This is a genomic window from Streptosporangium sp. NPDC002607 (assembly GCF_053592655.1).
Map to the genome: position 1 here is coordinate 1 of NZ_JBSFWD010000076.1, position 15,206 is coordinate 15,206.

At 67.5% G+C, this 15,206-nt stretch carries 17 protein-coding genes; 13 read left to right on the top strand and 4 right to left on the bottom strand.

Going from position 1 to position 15,206, the window contains the following annotated elements; genetic code table 11:
• Positions 1–73: 73 nt before the first annotated feature.
• From ACWD3H_RS43450 to ACWD3H_RS43465, 4 genes are all read right to left on the bottom strand, one after another.
• Positions 74–1,258, bottom strand: a complete 1,185-nt coding sequence (locus ACWD3H_RS43450; protein ID WP_451959182.1) for an MFS transporter — start codon at positions 1,256–1,258, stop codon at positions 74–76.
• Between the two features lie 238 nt (positions 1,259–1,496).
• The gene (locus ACWD3H_RS43455; protein ID WP_451959183.1) at positions 1,497–2,708 is read right to left on the bottom strand and encodes an NAD(P)/FAD-dependent oxidoreductase; all 1,212 of its coding nucleotides are present in this window, start codon (positions 2,706–2,708) and stop codon (positions 1,497–1,499) included.
• A complete protein-coding gene (locus ACWD3H_RS43460) occupies positions 2,705–4,333 on the bottom strand; it encodes an FAD-dependent oxidoreductase (RefSeq protein WP_451959184.1) in 1,629 nt (542 codons plus the stop codon). Before ACWD3H_RS43460 ends, ACWD3H_RS43455 begins: the two co-directional genes overlap by 4 nt.
• Positions 4,334–4,361: 28 nt before the next feature.
• Positions 4,362–5,618: a cytochrome P450 gene (locus tag ACWD3H_RS43465; protein WP_451959185.1), complete on the bottom strand. Its 1,257-nt coding sequence runs from the start codon at positions 5,616–5,618 to the stop codon at positions 4,362–4,364.
• 131 nt (positions 5,619–5,749) lie between these two features.
• Here ACWD3H_RS43465 and ACWD3H_RS43470 point away from each other — a divergent pair, with 131 nt between their 5' ends.
• The 13 genes from ACWD3H_RS43470 (at position 5,750) to ACWD3H_RS43530 (ending at position 15,195) form a co-directional block, all read left to right on the top strand.
• Complete coding sequence (locus ACWD3H_RS43470) at positions 5,750–5,941, top strand: ferredoxin (protein ID WP_355564168.1); 192 nt, start codon at positions 5,750–5,752, stop codon at positions 5,939–5,941.
• A 2-nt stretch (positions 5,942–5,943) separates the two neighbouring features.
• Positions 5,944–6,300, top strand: coding sequence for an acyclic terpene utilization AtuA family protein (locus tag ACWD3H_RS43475; protein WP_451959186.1), 357 nt, complete (start codon positions 5,944–5,946; stop codon positions 6,298–6,300).
• A complete protein-coding gene (locus ACWD3H_RS43480; protein WP_451959187.1) occupies positions 6,203–6,616 on the top strand; it encodes an aldehyde dehydrogenase family protein in 414 nt (137 codons plus the stop codon). The genes ACWD3H_RS43475 and ACWD3H_RS43480 overlap by 98 nt, the downstream gene beginning before the upstream one ends.
• A 144-nt stretch (positions 6,617–6,760) precedes the next feature.
• Positions 6,761–7,960 carry an ABC transporter substrate-binding protein gene (locus tag ACWD3H_RS43485; protein ID WP_355564159.1) on the top strand — a complete coding sequence of 400 codons (1,200 nt, stop codon included), beginning with the start codon at positions 6,761–6,763 and terminating at the stop codon, positions 7,958–7,960.
• Between the two features lie 132 nt (positions 7,961–8,092).
• The gene (locus ACWD3H_RS43490; RefSeq protein WP_451959201.1) at positions 8,093–8,959 is read left to right on the top strand and encodes a branched-chain amino acid ABC transporter permease; all 867 of its coding nucleotides are present in this window, start codon (positions 8,093–8,095) and stop codon (positions 8,957–8,959) included.
• Positions 8,956–9,909, top strand: coding sequence for a branched-chain amino acid ABC transporter permease (locus ACWD3H_RS43495; RefSeq protein ID WP_451959188.1), 954 nt, complete (start codon positions 8,956–8,958; stop codon positions 9,907–9,909). The genes ACWD3H_RS43490 and ACWD3H_RS43495 overlap by 4 nt, the downstream gene beginning before the upstream one ends.
• Entirely contained in the window at positions 9,906–10,682 is a 777-nt protein-coding gene (locus ACWD3H_RS43500) for an ABC transporter ATP-binding protein (protein ID WP_355564151.1), read from the top strand. Before ACWD3H_RS43495 ends, ACWD3H_RS43500 begins: the two co-directional genes overlap by 4 nt.
• Positions 10,675–11,400: an ABC transporter ATP-binding protein gene (locus ACWD3H_RS43505; RefSeq protein ID WP_355564148.1), complete on the top strand. Its 726-nt coding sequence runs from the start codon at positions 10,675–10,677 to the stop codon at positions 11,398–11,400. The genes ACWD3H_RS43500 and ACWD3H_RS43505 overlap by 8 nt, the downstream gene beginning before the upstream one ends.
• Before the next feature lie 424 nt (positions 11,401–11,824).
• A complete protein-coding gene (locus ACWD3H_RS43510) occupies positions 11,825–12,328 on the top strand; it encodes a pyridoxamine 5'-phosphate oxidase family protein (protein WP_355564145.1) in 504 nt (167 codons plus the stop codon).
• Between the two features lie 54 nt (positions 12,329–12,382).
• On the top strand, positions 12,383–12,601 hold the full coding sequence (locus ACWD3H_RS43515) for an SDR family oxidoreductase (protein WP_451959189.1): 219 nt from the start codon (positions 12,383–12,385) through the stop codon (positions 12,599–12,601).
• Entirely contained in the window at positions 12,598–13,050 is a 453-nt protein-coding gene (locus ACWD3H_RS43520) for a nuclear transport factor 2 family protein (RefSeq protein WP_451959190.1), read from the top strand. Before ACWD3H_RS43515 ends, ACWD3H_RS43520 begins: the two co-directional genes overlap by 4 nt.
• 233 nt (positions 13,051–13,283) lie before the next feature.
• Positions 13,284–14,078: an SDR family NAD(P)-dependent oxidoreductase gene (locus tag ACWD3H_RS43525; RefSeq protein WP_355564139.1), complete on the top strand. Its 795-nt coding sequence runs from the start codon at positions 13,284–13,286 to the stop codon at positions 14,076–14,078.
• A 64-nt stretch (positions 14,079–14,142) separates the two neighbouring features.
• Positions 14,143–15,195: an LLM class flavin-dependent oxidoreductase gene (locus ACWD3H_RS43530; protein WP_451959191.1), complete on the top strand. Its 1,053-nt coding sequence runs from the start codon at positions 14,143–14,145 to the stop codon at positions 15,193–15,195.
• Positions 15,196–15,206 lie beyond the last annotated feature (11 nt).

Genomic DNA, 15,206 nt, shown 5'->3' on the forward strand with positions numbered 1-15,206 from the left:
GCCCCTTGCCTGAAGGTCACCTTCTCGTAACCTCACAGGACCGCCGGCCGGGCTTCGCCTGCGGTGCCGGGGATCAGCTCGGTGGCGGCACCAACGACGGTGACGCGTCGTCGAGGGCCCGTCCCGGCCGGAAGACGGGGAGCGTTGTCAGGATCACGGTCCCCAGGACGAGCATCACCAGGTAACCGGCGGTGAGGCCACCGGTCAGGTCGTGAAGCAGTCCCAGGGCCAGGGGCCCGAGGGCGCCGACAAGGAACGCCACCATCAGCGTCATCGCGCCGAGGCGGGCGGCCTGCGCTTGGCCGTTCGTGTAGTCGGAGACGAGGACCAGGACGAGGGCGGACCCGCCGCCCACGCCGAACCCGAACAGCCCGACGGCCAGGACTGCCAGGCCGGGTGGCGCGAGGATCATCATCGCGATCCCGGCGCAGGCGGCCAACATGGTGAATCCCAGCAGCGGGCGCCGGTCACGGGTGTAGTCAGTGATCGTCGGGAGGGTCATCATCGCCAGGAGTTGGATCACCTGGAAGAACACGAAGAGGTACGACGCCTGCCGCGGTGACATGCCGAGTGCCGCGTAGTACGGCGCGATCCAGGCGAGCCCGCTGAATCCGATGACCATCTGGGTCGATGAGAAGAGGGTCACCCACCAGGCCGTGGTCGATCGCCACGGAAGGCGATGGTCGACCACGGTGCTGCCGGGCCCTGGCCCACCGCCGGCCGGGAGGCGCCGCAGCCGGGGAAGCAGAGCCGCCCACGCGACAGCGGCCAGCGCGGCGAACACCCCCCATACGGCCAGTGCGGGGCGCCAGCCGCCCAGCCAGGTGACCGACGGAACGGCGATCCACGCCGCGGCGGCGACTCCGAGGGCCAGCCCGGTCGAGTAGATCCCGGTGGCCAGGCCTGTGATCCGGGGGAGGTGATGGGCGATGAGGCCGGGTACCAGGGCGGAGATCGCGCCCATGGCGATCCCGGTGACCGCCACGGAGGCGAGAAGCACCGCCGTGGCGGTCGCGGCCAGGCGCATCAGGCCGCCGACCGAGAGCAGCCCCATGAACACGGCGATGGTGACCTCTGAGCCGTACCTCGCGGCGAAGCGTTGACCAAGTGGTGCCGACAAGCCCATGAAGATCACACCGAGGGAGGTCAGCATTCCCTGCATGGACCCGGACAGGTCGAGATCGACGGAGATCTCACCGAGAAGCGGGGGGACCGAACCCAGTGCCGCGCGGAGGTTGAGGCCAATGATGCCGATCATGGCGACCATGAGCCAGACGGGGATCGTCGCGGAGGATCCTCGAGGGGACGGTCGCGCTGTCAAGCGTGACGTACGCGACTCTGTCATACCCAAGTCATATCAGATAGCTGATATTCATGCATATAGATATCTGCCTCTGTCGTGCCGTGATCGCCGTGCGGACGCCGGCGGGAACCGTTACTTCGGCGCTGCCGGCTCGCGGGGCGCGAGGACCTGGCCTGGGGCATGTCAGGGTCGGTCACGCGACGGCGATCGCACGCGCGTCGAGCAGTTGCGTGCGGTAGGCCAGGAGTTGCCGGACGAGACCGATCAGGGCCACCCCGACGAGCCGGCCGTCCACGTGGTAGCCGATCGCGCACTCGCCGGTCGGCTCCCCTTCGAGGACCCGCACATCCTCAAGGCCGAGGCCGGGCATCCCCAGTGACTGGATCCGAGTCCCGTACTGGTCGGTCCAGAACGTCGGAAGCGGGGTGAACGCGGTGCCGGAAGGCGGGTCCAGGGCGATCTTGGCAAGCAGGCTGCGGGCCGCGTGGCCCGCGGTCTCGGTCGGCCAGCTCCAGTGCTCGATCCGCTGAGGCTCGGCGCTGAAAAGCGGGTTGGGGAAGTTGGCGACGTCGCCGACGGCCACGACATCGTGCACCGGGCCGTCCGGGCCCAGCGGGTGCAGGTGGACGTCACAGGTGATCCCGTTGCCGAGGGCGAGGCCGTTGCCCTCGAGCCAGGCGACGTTCGGAGCCGAGCCGACGGCCTCGACCACCACATCGGCCGGCAGGGCCGACGAGTCGTCGAGGAATATCGTGTCCGGCCGATCGTCGCGACCGGTCATGGCGGTGACCGACCGTCCCGGATGGAACGTGACGCCGTGCTCCTCGTGCCTGCGCCGGATCTCCGAGCCGACGAGTTCACCGAGGGAACGCGCGAGGGGGGTGGCGAGTGGATCCACCACGTGGACCTCACATCCCAGCTGCGCGGCGGTGGCTGCGACCTCGGTGCCGACGAAGCCGGCGCCCAGGACGGCGACCCGTGCTCCCGGCCTGAGTTCCTCGCGCAGTGCGGTCGCGTCCTCGAGGGTTCGGATGACGTGACGCCAGGCCAGAGGCGCATCGAGCGGGAGCCGCCTCGGGCCCACCCCGGTGGCCGCGACGAGTCCGCGGTAGGCGAGCGTCTCCCCGTCGTCCAGCGTCACGGTGCGGTTTACCAGGTCGGCGCCGGTGACCGTCCGGCCCAGTCGCCACTCGACATCCGCCGTCGACGGCTTCTGCCGGAATATCAGTTTCGCGGCATCGACGCCCGCGCGGAGTGCGTCCTTGGTCAGCGGGGGGCGGTTGTAGGGCGGGTGGGCCTCGGCGCCGATGACGACGATGAGACCCGTGTCGCCGGCCGCGCGGAGCTGCTCGGCGACGCGAAGTCCTGCGAGGCCGGCGCCGACCACCACGATGGGCACGCTCATCTGTCACTCCCCGCGGCCGCACGGCCTGCGCGGTAGCCGAAGACCAGGGCCGGTCCGAGTGTGCCGCCGGCTCCTCCGTAGACCATGCCGGTCGGTGCGGCCATGACGTTGCCCGCGGCGAAGAGGCCCGGAATGGTCTGGCCGTCGACGTCGAGGACCGCGCCGTCGACGTCGGTTCGGGGGCCGCCCTTGGTCCCGAGCGTCGAGGTGACGAGTTCCACGGCGTAGTAGGGCCCTTGGTCGAGCGGTCCGAGGGTGGCCATCACGCCGGGATACCGGGCGCGATCACCACACCAGCCGTCGTAGGCGCTGTCGCCGCGGTTGAAGTCGTCGTCGTGCCCCGCGGCGACCAGCTTGTTCCAGCGGGTGACCGTGGCCTCAAGGGCAGGGGCGGGGACACCGATCCTGCCGGCGAGATCGGCGAGGTCCTCGCCCCGGGTGACCCACTCCGGGGCGAGCCCGCCCGCCGGGACGCCGAAACCGCCGTAGGCGTCAACGAACCCCTGGTCGAAGACCAGCCAACATGGCTGGTTCACATAGTCGAACGAGGCGGGGTCGAACGTGTGGAACGCTCCGCCGAGAGCGTTGTAGTTGGCGGCCTCGTTCGTGAACCGCCGCCCCTTGCGGTTGATCATGATCGAGCGGGGGAGGGTCCGCTCACGGAGTACGAGGAGTACGTTGTTCCCGCCGTCAGGGCGCCCTCCCGGCAGCTGGGCGACAGGGACCCACCACGCCTCGCGCATGTTGCCCAGCCGGGCTCCCAGGCGCATCGCCATCCTCAACCCGTCTCCGGTGTTGGTCGGCACGCCGGCCGGCTTCCGCATCGGCCCCCGCAGGAAGTCACGGACGAGTTCGTCGTCGTACTCGAACCCGCCGGTCGCGAGGATGACGGCCTTGGCGTACACCTCCACCCGGCCCTCGGCCGTCTGCAACTCGACGCCGATCACCTTTTCCCCGTCGACCAGCAGCCGGGTCGCCCGCGCTCCGGTCACCGGCTCAACCCCGTGATCCAGGCAGCCCTTGAGCAGGGACCCGACCAGGGCCCGGCCCAGGCCTTCAATCGCATGGGATCGCCGTTCGGCGTCGACCTCGGCCGCGAGGATGCCGGTCCCGCCGCCGATGGGGGTCTCGGTGACGTTCATCGGCCGGGTGGTTCCGATCATCCGCTCCCCCCAGCCCTCGATCTGGTCGAACGAGAACAGCTCCGGCTCGAGCGAGCGGCCGCCGAGCGGTTTCCCGCCGGCGTGCTCGGGGTGATAGTCGGGGAAGCCTGGGACGAGACGGAGCTTCAAGGGGGTCGAACTCTCGAGCCACGTGATCAACTCGCTGCCGCCGTCGACGAAGGCCTCGGCGAGCTCCGGCAGGATCATGCCGTGCGAGAGGGCGTCGAGGTAGGCCAGGGCCTCCTCGCGAGAGTCGACGACGCCGGCTTCGGCCGCGTACTTGTTCGCGGGTATCCACACGACGCCGCTGGACAGGGCCGTCGTGCCTCCGATCAGGTCTCCCTTCTCGAACAGGCCCACGGTCGCACCGGAGTCCGCCGCGGCAAGGGCTGCGACGAGGCCGGTCGCGCCGGTGCCAAGGACGACGACGTCGTACGTAACCCGTTTGAAGCTCACTGTCATGCCTCCTGGCAGTCGTTTCGTCTCGGATTCAGCGCGCGACGTTGGGTACCTCGGCGTCACGGAGCCGCCGCTCGCCGGGGGTGAACGTGGCCGGGATCCTTTGCCAGCCCGTGTTGGTGCCCTGGTGCGGGTAGGCCTCGAGGGCGTCGAGGTCCACCACGTAGTCGCCCATCCGGGTGAGGATCTGGCTCAGCAGTTCCTTGGCCATGGCGCGACCGAGGTTCGAGCCCGCGCAGCGGTGGATGCCGATGCCGAACGCGGTGTGGCGGTTCGGCCAGCGCTCGATGTCCACCGCGTCCGGGTCCTCGAACTGAGCGGGGTCGCGGTTCGCCGAGGCCCACGAAAGCAGGACGCGATCGCCCTTCTGCATCGGGCAGCCGAGGAACTCGGTGTCGTCGGTCACCGTACGGGCGAGTGCCTGGGTCGGGGAGAAGAAGCGGAGGAACTCCTCGATCGCCTTGTCGAGCAGCGTCGGGTCGTCGATCAGACGCTGCCGTACCTCCGGGTTCTGGTAGAGCCAGACCACGGTGTTGCTGACGAGAGAGGCGGTCGTGCCGACCCCACCGGCCAGGAGCAGATCGACCATGTCGAACACCTCCTCGTCGGTGACCGGCCGGTCGTCGACCTGCTGCTGGACGAGGTAGCTGATGATGTCGTCCGTCGGGTTCTCACGCCGGGCGCGAATGATGTCGCGCGTCTTGCCCGCCAGGTAGGGGAAGTCGACCTCGACCGCATGCCTGTACTTCGCGCTGCCCGGGACGGCGGCCAAGGCGGCGTGGTGGGCGGAGGCGTAACGAGTCCAGTCGGAGACCTCGAGGCCGAGCCAGTCGACGGTCACGATGGAGGGGACACCGATGACCTCGGCCATGTCGCATTCACCGGACTCGATGATCTCGTCGATGAACCACGTCACGTAGTGGGTGACCAGCTCCTGCATGCGCTCGACGGCCGCCGGTGCGGTGATCGGGTTGATGAGCTTGCGCCACTTGCGGAAGTTCGGCGGGTCGATCTCGATCGGGATGTGGAAGGGCATCGGGGTCTTGGGGATGACCACGGAAAGTCCCTCCCCGCCGTAGCTGTTCCGCTCGGACGAGAAGGTCGCGTCATCGCGGGCGGCCTCGAAGACCGCCTTGTAGTCCGACAGGATCCAGTAACCGCCATGCGCCTCGGACCAGGCGACCGGGTGAGCCTCGCGCAACCGCTGGTACGAGCCGACCGGGTCGGCGGAGTGCTCGTCGGAGTTGTGGTCAAAACGGACCACCGGGCAACGGCCTGCTTCGGTCATCGCGTATCGCCTCTCAGGGGTGTCAAATTATCTGATTATGGTTATACTGAATCCGTCTGATGTCAATGCGTTCGCGACTTTCTGGCCGTGTTGCTTCCCGGTCGGAGCGCCAGGACCTAGGAGGACCCCCCATGAAGGTGCATGTCAACGAAGATCGGTGCCAGGGGCACGGCCTGTGTCGGCTGAGCGCGCCCGACATCTTCCTCGCCCGTGAGGAGGACGGTCACGCCTACGTCAAGGACGAGACCGTGCCCGCGGGTAAGGAGGAGGAGGCTCGGCTCGCGGCGGACAGTTGCCCCGAGCTCGCCATTGAGAGCGACTGAGCATGCCGGGGTCGCAGCCCGTTCGGTCGCCGGGCCGCTCCCTGAGCATAGGTGCCGGGTCGGCCTACGCAAATGACCGGCCGGCACCGGCGGCGGCGATGGCCGAGAGCGGGCATGTCTCCTATATCGGATTCAACTGCCTCGCCGAGCGCACCATGGCGCTGGCGCACGTACGTCGACGCCGGGACGAGCGCATTCGGTCGCTCGTCCCGGTCCTGCGCTCCTATCTGGGGGGAGGGGGCAAGGTCGTCGGCAACCTCGGTGCCGCCAACCCCGCCGCGCGGAGGAGACCGTGCGTACCCGCCCCGGTGCCTTCACCGGAGACGTCGACGACATCCGGATCGACCTCCAGGGTCTGAACTCGCTCTTCGGGGACCGCGTCGGATCCGCCCACCCGGAGGAGGTCCGTCTCCGCCTCACCGTGCGCACAGCATCCGACTGCGCCGGCCCATCGGTGTCGTCACGGCGATCACCCCGTACGACCACCCGATCAACATGATCGCGTGGAAGGTCGGCCGTCCCCATACCTTCCCCGCGCGGGACCTGACGGACATCCCGGTCGCCCGGCTCGAACCCTGTTCCATTCGGTGGCTACCGGAGCGCGTTGCGGCCACGCGTGCGCGTCCCTCGAGCTGTCACGCCAGGCGGAGCGAGCCGTGCCGCCTGTTGCGGTGACGTTACGTGTCGGCGACCGCTCGATGACGTCACAGCTCGGGAACCGTTCGCAGAAGTCCTTTACAGGGATTGCGTAGGCGGCCTAGGTTGGACCCCAACATGCTAATCATGTGCATGATATTCATACCCTGAATGGAGTGTCGGATGGACGGAAACGCGTTCCGACGTCAGCGTCGCGGTGCCGTGCAGTCGGTGTTGGTGGTTGGCTCGCTGCTCGCGCTTGCAGCGTGTGGTGGGGGTGCGGACGACGGAGCCGCGGCCACCAAGGGTAGTGGTGGCCTGCCCGCCACCATCACTGTCGTCTCAACGAATCCGACGACGGGTGTGGTGGCGTTCGCCGGGTCCTCCGCGAACAAGGGCTACGAGCTCGCGGTAAAGGAGATCAACGACTCCAAGTTCCTGGGAGACACCACGATCCAGCTGAAGTTCGTCGACACCAAGACCGAGCCGCAGACGGCTGCGAAGGAGGCGACGTCGGCGATTGCCGACAAGTCGGTCTCCGCCATCTTCGGTTCGGTCTCGAGCAACGAGGCCGTGGCGCAGGCTCCCCTCGCCCAGAAGAGCGGACTCCCGGTCATCTTCACCCAGGCGGGCAGCGACGGTGTCATCGTCGGTGACTACACCTACCGGGCCACCCCACTGATGCGTGAGTACTACCCGATCCTCAAGAAGTACATCCAGGAGAAGGGCTACAAGTCCGTCGGGATCATCTACACGCAGGCGACCCCGACGCTGTCGAACATCGGGAGCGAGACCCTTCCGGCGATGGCGAAGGAACTGGGCATCACGGTGACCGGCAGCGTCGGGACCCAGGCGACGACGCAGGACTTCACCGCCCCGATCTCCCAGATCCTCAAGGGCAAGCCGGACGTCGTGTCGGTCCTCCTGATCGGCGCGCAGAACGCGACGGCCATGAAGCAGCTTCGGCAGGCCGGGTACACCGGGGACGTCCTGGGCAACTCCGGTGCGAGCGCCGGAGGACTCAAGCCGGCCGGGCCCGACGGGGCGGGCATGGTCTGGCCGGTCGACTTCAACCACCAGATGAGCTCCGAGTCGAGCCAGAAGTTCGTGAAGGCATACCAGGCGGCCAACGGTGAGACGCCGTTGAACTACGCGGCCGAAGCGTACGACGCCGCCTGGTTCCTGGCGAAGTCCATCAAGCAGGCCAACAGCGCGGACCGCTCCGCCATCAAGGACGCCATGACGACCGTGGCCGCGCAGCCGTTCGACGGTGCGCTCGGCGAGGGCCTGACGTGGAAGAACCGGGACCTCCAGGTGCCAGGTGTCGTGATCCGCTGGAACGGCACCGGCGAGGACCTGCTCTACGAGGCGACCCTGCAGTAGGTCCGGCTAACGCCCGACACCAACTGGGGACAATCGGTACGGGGTGGGATACACGACGCAAGCCGTGCCTCCCACCCATGTCCATGACACTTATGAAAGGAGGGGCGAGCCTTGCAGGACCTGATCGGCGCCTTGGGCCTGGCATCCATTTACTTGTTGTTCGCCCTTGGGATGAACCTCACGTGGGGGACCATCGACATCCTCAATTTCTCCCACGGGTCGATCTTCATGTTTTCGGCGTTCAGCGCACACCTGATCCTCCAGCAGTGGGCGTTGCCACTTCCCCTGGTCATCCTCATCGGCATCGCCGTCGGGGCGGTGTTCTCACTGCTGGTCCAAGTGGTGGCCTTCGAACAGATTCTGAAGCGGGCCAAGGACCGGAAGTCCGCCGAGATGCAGATGCTCATCGGCGGCATCGGTGTGGCGATCATTCCCCTGGTGATCGCTCAGCACTATACCAAGAGCAACCCGTTCGGGTTCGAGGCGTCCTCGTTCGAGGTCACCAAGCTGACGTTCGGCGGCCTGTGGGTCACCGACGTCCAGCTCCTCACCATGCTGCTGGCGCTGACTCTCGGACTGGGCACGGCATGGTGGCTCCGCCGTTCACGACAGGGCCTGGCGCTGCGGTCGATCGGCGTGGACCCGGAAGTCGCCTCACTCATGGGAGTCGACCGGCGGCGGCTCGCGCTCGGAGCGATGGCCGTCTCCGGTGGTCTGGCCGGCCTGGCAGGCATCCTGCTGACCTACAGCTTGGGAGCCCTCACCCCGGAGAGCGGTGACACCCTCCTCATCAAGGCCTTCGCCTGCATCGTGCTCGGCGGTGTGGGAAGCACCATCGGCGTGGTCGCCGGGTCGCTGGTCCTGGCGTTCGCCGAGACCTTCGTCCTGACACAGACCAGCGGGCTCTGGGTCGAAGCCGTGTCCTTCGGCTTGATCTTCCTCGTCCTCATGCTTCGCCCCTCGGGGATCTTCGGTCGGAAGGAGGTCAGGCGCACATGACCGACTTCTATGACGCGAACGTGGTGCTGATCCAGGCGACCTTTGTCGGTCTCGTCCTTGCGCTGAGCATCCAGGTGCCGCTTCGCATGGGCGTGTTCTCGTTCGCCGGTGCGGGCTCGTACGGCATCGGTGCCTACCTGGCGGGTATCCTCACGCTCCGCATGGAAATGCCCGGCATGATGGTCGTCATCGTGGCCGCCCTGGTGACCGCCGTCATCGGCCTGCTGCTGGGACTGCTCATCTCGCGACTGGCCGGACTCTACCTCGCGATGGCCACGGTGGCGTTCGACCTCATCATCTCCGTGCTGGCCGTCAACGGCGGTGACCTTACCGGTGGACCCACGGGTCTCTTCGGCGTCCTCAGCGACTTCGGCACGCCACACCTCGTGATCATCACCCTCGTGGTTCTCGGCCTCGTCGCCCTCTCCGAGGTCGGTCGCACCGGCCGCCGGGTCGACGCGGTGCGCGACGACCCCGAGCTGGCGGCTTCGACGGGCATCAGCGTCAGGCGGTACCGCCTGATCGGCTTCGTCGTGAGCGGTGCCCTCGGCGGCATCGCCGGTGCGATGAACATGCTGCTGCGGAGCACGGTCAGCCCGGAGAGCATCGGGTTCGGCCTCATCGTCCTGGCCCTCACCATGATCATCATTGGCGGTGCGCGCTCCTGGAAGGGCGCGGTCCTCGGCGCAGTGATCTTCACGTGGCTTCCCGAGCTGCTCGACGTGGTCGGGGAATGGCAGGAGCTGATCTACGGGATCATCGTCGCCCTCGCCGCGATCTTCCTGCCCCGGGGGATCCACGGCCTGATCGTCAACACCAGGCGGAGCATGCAGCGCCGCAGGCGCGACCATGGGCAGGCCGTGGAGGTGCCCGGCGACGACGACTCGGACGACGAGTCGCCGGCGCCCGAGAGACTTGCGCGGAAGTCGGAAGTGGAGTCGACCTCATGAGTACCCAGGTGCCAGTGCTTGAGGTGCGCGATGTGGCCGTGCACTTCGGTGGGGTGAAGGCCGTCGACGGGCTGTCCCTCAAACTCCTGCCGGGCAGGATCTACGGAATCATCGGTCCCAACGGGTCGGGTAAGAGCACGCTCCTCGGCGCGCTGACCCGGCTGACCCCGCTCACCCGTGGAGAGATGTACTTCGACGACGTCGAGTACCACCGTGTTCCGGCCTCAGAGGTGGCCCGGCGACGCGTCGCCAGGACGTTCCAGACCGTGCGGCTACTGCCTGACCTCACGGTCCGTGACAACATCCAGCTCGGAGCGGACGCGCGTTCTGGGGCATCCGAGGAGAGGCCCGCGTTCTTCGATCGGCTGTTCGGCCGGGGCCGGTCGCCCGCGGTCGCCGACGCGATCGCACGAACGCAACTCCAGGGGTTCGAGGAGCACTATCCCTCGGAGATGTCCTACGGAACACAGCGCCGAGTGGAGATCGCGCGGGCCATCGCGATGGATCCCAGGCTGCTCCTTCTCGACGAGCCCACCGCGGGGATGAACCAGAAGGAGCGCGCGGAGATCTCGGGCCTTCTCAGGAGCCTGCGTTCCGAAGGACTCTGCCAGTTGCTCGTGGAGCACGACGTGCAGATGATGATCGACACCTGCGACTACGTGTTCGCGATGAACTACGGTCGGCTCATCGCCGAGGGCACGCCCGAGGCCGTCGTGCAGAACCCGCAGGTGCAGGAGGCGTATCTCGGAAAGAAGTGGCGAGAGCATGCTTGAGATCAGCGACATTCAGGTCAGCTACGGCAAGGTTGAAGCCGTTCGCGGTGTCAGCCTGTTGGTCAAACCCGGGAAGGTCACCCTGGTGCTGGGCGCCAACGGCGCCGGGAAGAGCACGACCCTGAAGGCCATCGCGGGCCTGGAGAAGCCGCATGCGGGCACGATCCGGCTTGACGGCCGTGACATCACGGGGTTGCCTCCTCACAAGATCGTCCGTCGCGGCATCGCGCTCGTCCCGGAGGGCCGGCGTGTCTTCAGCCCGTTGATGATCCACGAGAACCTGCGGATGGGCGCCTATGTGGCGCCAAGGAACAGCTACGGCGAGACGCTCGCCAAGGTTTACGAGATGTTCCCGATCCTCAAGGAGCGCAGCCACTCGGCGGCTGGTCTGCTGAGCGGGGGCGAGCAGCAGATGCTCGCCTTCGGGCGGGCGCTGATGTCCCAGCCCAAGGTCATGCTCATGGACGAACCGTCCATGGGGCTCGCGCCCGCAATCGTGGACTCCATTCTCGCCAAGGTGCGGACGATGGCCGACTCCGGCATCGGTATTCTCATGGTCGAGCAGAACGCCGAGGCCGGCCTGGAGGTTGCCGACGACGTCGTCGCCATCGCGCGGGGTGAGGTGGTCTTCACAGGTCCGGCGGCGAGCGCCCGGGACAACGCCGCAGTGCTACGGGCGTTCCTTGGAGAGGCCGCGCTGGTCGGTCATGGTGACTGAACGTCCCGATGATGTCGGTTCCTGGGGCGCCGGCCGAAGGGGCGGGAGTCCCAGGTAGCCGTCTCGTTGAGTGTCTGGGGGAACCGCCGGCGCCTGGCATGGCTCTGGTGGGCGTCGGTGTGCTCTCGCGTCCGGGCCGCCGCGGCTTCTGGGGCCCGCTCCTCGAACTTCCTCGGTCGTCCGGGTGGCCGCGGGACCGCGGTCCTTTGACCCAGGGCGAACGATCACCGTCAAAGGCCGGCGTGATCTGCTGTCCCGCACTGGAATGCGGACGCTTTTCGCGGACGGCGGATCGGCCTGGACCGATGCCCCCGGATTCCTCGTCGGTGCCGACGTCGCCGACCTGCCCGCGGAACGGGGCCTCTTGACGGATTAATTATGACTACGAATATCATGGTTCATCCGCATCGAGAAGGGGATACACATGGGCAGGGTCGGAGTTGACGATCTTGAGGCGTTGCAGTCTCTCAAGACGGACCGGGCGGAGCAGGGAGAACTGCTCGAGAAGCAGACCGAGTGCACCTTTGTCTTCGCCAACGAGCACGGCTGGCCGAGTGGCGTGATCATGAGCTTCTTCGTGGAGGACGGGACCTTCTGGCTCACCGCCGTGGAGAGCCGTCCGCACGCCCGTGCCCTGGCCGCTGATCCGCGCGTGACGATTGTCGTGTCGAACTCGGGGACCGGTACCCCCGGCCGCCAGATGCTCGCCATCCGCGGGGTCGCCACCGTGCATCGGGACGCGAAGACCAAGGAGTGGTTCTTCGAGAAGTTCACCACCAGGATGCAGCCGGAGGACCCGGCGGCGTTCACCCGACTTCTCGACAGCCCCAATCGGGTGGTGTTCGAGGTCCGCTCGGTGGCCACCGCGGTCAGTCACGACTCGCGCAAGATGCCGGGGAACGGTCGTGGAGGTAAGCGCGCTGAGTAGTCCCTGTCCCGTTCGAGTTCTCCGGCACGCTTTTCCAGCAGGAGGGGAGTCCCGGTGGGCAATCACCTCATGGCCGTCCTCGGCGACGCCAAGCCGGCGCGGGAGGGGAGTGCGACCGCCGGTACGGCGACGAGCGCGGGATCGAGACGATCGACAAGCCGGTCGGCCACTCCGGAGGAGATCGCCGGTGTGGTCGCCTTTCTCTCCAGCGACGACGCAGGCTTCGTCGCTGGTGTCACCATCCCCATCGACGGAGGGCTGACCGCCAAATGACCGATCACAACGCTGAGACCACCGCCCGCGCCGTGCGGCTCTACAACGTCTACGCGCGAGCCGTTGACGAGGGTGACCTCGACACCCTGCGGAAGATCGCCACGGATGACATCAGGATGACCCGCGCCGCGGCACCCCCGATCGAGGGGATGGAACCCTTCCTTGATGTCTACCGTGCGCAGAACGCCTCGGTGACCGAGGTGTGCAAGCACGTCGTGACCAATGTCACCGCCGACCGACTCGACGATGGCACGATCCAGACGCACGCGTACTTCCAGGCGACGATGTTCGACCCGACGGAGACACGGATCATCGTCGGGTACTACGACGACGTCCACGTCGAGGACGGTGAAGAGCACAGGCTCGCGCACAAGAAGATCGCCGTCGAGCGCTTCCTCACCCTGCCCAAGGCCGCCTCGGGCTACGTCCCCGTCGGGACGTCCGAGTAGCCCGCCCCGAGCGGGGTGCCACGCCCGAGGTGACCTCGACCTCCGCGCGGGACACGCCCGTCACCTCCGCGGTGACGGGCGACCGCCGGTCGCCTCGGCTCGTCGATGCCCACGTGAAAGGCGGGGTAGTCTAGGCTTATCATTGTCATGAATCGACGGCGGTGTTACGGTCGTCACAACGTTTGCACGGGATGGTCGGCGGGGGTCCCGTCCTGGACTTGGAAGGCGCGCTAATGACAGGTGTCACTGCTGTCGAGCAGGTCGTGGACGGAACAGCCGAGCCCGGACCCGTCGGGGTCGTGGTGACCGGCGCCGCGCGCGGGCTCGGGAAGGCGGTCGCCGAGGCGTTCGCCGGGGAGGGGTCGGCCGTGGTCGCGGTCGACCTGCATGAGAGCGTTCAGGACGTCGCCGGGGAACTCGGGGAGGGGCACCGCGCCGTCGTCGGCGACGTCGGTGATCCTTCGGTGCTCGAACAGGCATTCCGCCTCGCCGCCGAGATCGGGGGTGGGCTCGCGACGCTCGTCCTCAACGCGGGGGTCACCTCGCCGGGGGAGACGGCGGACTTCCCGGTCGAGGAGTGGGACCGTGTGCTGTCGGTCAACCTTCGTGCCGCCTTCACGGGGGCAAAGGCCGCCTACCCGCATCTCGGCCCCGGATCGAGCATCGTTATGGTGTCGTCCATCTGTGCCTCCCTCGGCTTCGGTGCCCGCGCCGCGTACTGCGCCTCGAAGTCGGGGATCGACGGTCTCGTGCGGGCGCTCGCCGTCGAGTGGGCACCGGCCGGCGTGCGGGTCAACGCCGTCGCGCCGGGCACCATCGCGACGGAGATGCAGGCTGCCATGGTCGCGAGCGGGCGCATCTCGAACGAGGGCTATGTCGCGCGGATCCCCATGGGGAGGGTCGGGAAGCCGTCCGAGATCGCCGACGCGGTGGTCTACCTCGCTTCGCCCCGCGCGAGCTATATCACCGGAGTCGTGTTGCCGGTCGACGGAGGCTGGGCCAATGCCGGCCTGCCTCCCAACGCGTGAAGACGGCACCCGAGATCCGAAGGCAGCGTTCCACTCCAAGCAGTGTTTCCAGAGAGGCTTAGTCATGGTCCAGGTCGGTCTTCTGCTCAGTGATGTGCCCAAGACGGTCTCGCCGGCCCAGCAGTTCAAGGACGTTCTCCGTATCGTCGAAGCCGCCCAGAACAGCGGCTTCACCTACATCGCGATCGGCCAGCATTTTCTCTACGGCGAGTTGCGCTGGCTGCAGCCGGTGCCGCTGCTGGCCCGCCTCGCGGCCGAGGTCGATCCGCACGTGCGTCTCGTCACGCAGATCATGATCGCGCCGCTCTACCACCCGGTGATGCTGGCCGAGGAGATCGCCACCCTCGATGTCGTCACCGAGGGACGCCTGATCTTCGGGGCGGGACTCGGTTACCGGCCCGAGGAGTTCGACTATCTCGATGTGCCTTACAAGCAGCGTGCGGGACGGTTCGACGAGTCCCTCGAGCTGATGAAGAAGCTATGGACCCAGGACACCGTCAATCACCACGGCAAGTACTGGACTCTCGAGGACGTGCATCCTCACCTGTTCCCGGTCCAGGACCCGCACCCGCCGATCTGGATCGGTGCCCACGCCATCCCCGGCGTGCGGCGGGCGGCCAAGTACGGCGACGCCTACGCCTGCCCTCCGGAGACACCGAAGCACGAGGTGGCTGAGCGGTACGCGATCGTGCGTGACGGCTTCCTGGAACGCGGCAAGGAGTTCGGCCCGCAGCCGTTGCGCCGCAACTGCCTGGTCGCGGACACCCGTCAGGAGGCGATGGTGGAGTACGCGAGGGTGGCCCAGGGGCGCTACCTGACCTACGCGCAGAAGGGGTTGGACGTCATGCAGGACACCGACCTTGAGAACGACTTCTTCAAGGCGGTGTCCGGTCACGCCGTCATCGGCTCACCGGACGACGTGGTGGCCCAGCTGACCGACCTTGTCGAGACACTCCCGGTCGACCCGCTGCTGCTGCGTCCGCAGTGGCCGTCGATGGACGCCGATGAGACCATCGCGTCGATCACCAGGCTCGGCCGCGAAGTGGTCCCCGCCATGAGGGCGATCACACCGCGCGCCGACATCGCCGAGTCCGTGTTCGCGGAGGCCCACAGGTGAGCCGCCGGCCG

Coding starts and splice junctions, on each gene's coding strand:
- ACWD3H_RS43450 (WP_451959182.1), bottom strand. CDS start 1,258: ATGATCGGCATCATTGGCCTCAACCTCCGCGCGGCACTGGGTTCGGTC.
- ACWD3H_RS43455 (WP_451959183.1), bottom strand. CDS start 2,708: ATGAGCGTGCCCATCGTGGTGGTCGGCGCCGGCCTCGCAGGACTTCGC.
- ACWD3H_RS43460 (WP_451959184.1), bottom strand. CDS start 4,333: ATGACAGTGAGCTTCAAACGGGTTACGTACGACGTCGTCGTCCTTGGC.
- ACWD3H_RS43465 (WP_451959185.1), bottom strand. CDS start 5,618: ATGACCGAAGCAGGCCGTTGCCCGGTGGTCCGTTTTGACCACAACTCC.
- ACWD3H_RS43470 (WP_355564168.1), top strand. CDS start 5,750: ATGAAGGTGCATGTCAACGAAGATCGGTGCCAGGGGCACGGCCTGTGT.
- ACWD3H_RS43475 (WP_451959186.1), top strand. CDS start 5,944: ATGCCGGGGTCGCAGCCCGTTCGGTCGCCGGGCCGCTCCCTGAGCATA.
- ACWD3H_RS43485 (WP_355564159.1), top strand. CDS start 6,761: ATGGACGGAAACGCGTTCCGACGTCAGCGTCGCGGTGCCGTGCAGTCG.
- ACWD3H_RS43495 (WP_451959188.1), top strand. CDS start 8,956: ATGACCGACTTCTATGACGCGAACGTGGTGCTGATCCAGGCGACCTTT.
- ACWD3H_RS43500 (WP_355564151.1), top strand. CDS start 9,906: ATGAGTACCCAGGTGCCAGTGCTTGAGGTGCGCGATGTGGCCGTGCAC.
- ACWD3H_RS43505 (WP_355564148.1), top strand. CDS start 10,675: ATGCTTGAGATCAGCGACATTCAGGTCAGCTACGGCAAGGTTGAAGCC.
- ACWD3H_RS43510 (WP_355564145.1), top strand. CDS start 11,825: ATGGGCAGGGTCGGAGTTGACGATCTTGAGGCGTTGCAGTCTCTCAAG.
- ACWD3H_RS43520 (WP_451959190.1), top strand. CDS start 12,598: ATGACCGATCACAACGCTGAGACCACCGCCCGCGCCGTGCGGCTCTAC.
- ACWD3H_RS43525 (WP_355564139.1), top strand. CDS start 13,284: ATGACAGGTGTCACTGCTGTCGAGCAGGTCGTGGACGGAACAGCCGAG.
- ACWD3H_RS43530 (WP_451959191.1), top strand. CDS start 14,143: ATGGTCCAGGTCGGTCTTCTGCTCAGTGATGTGCCCAAGACGGTCTCG.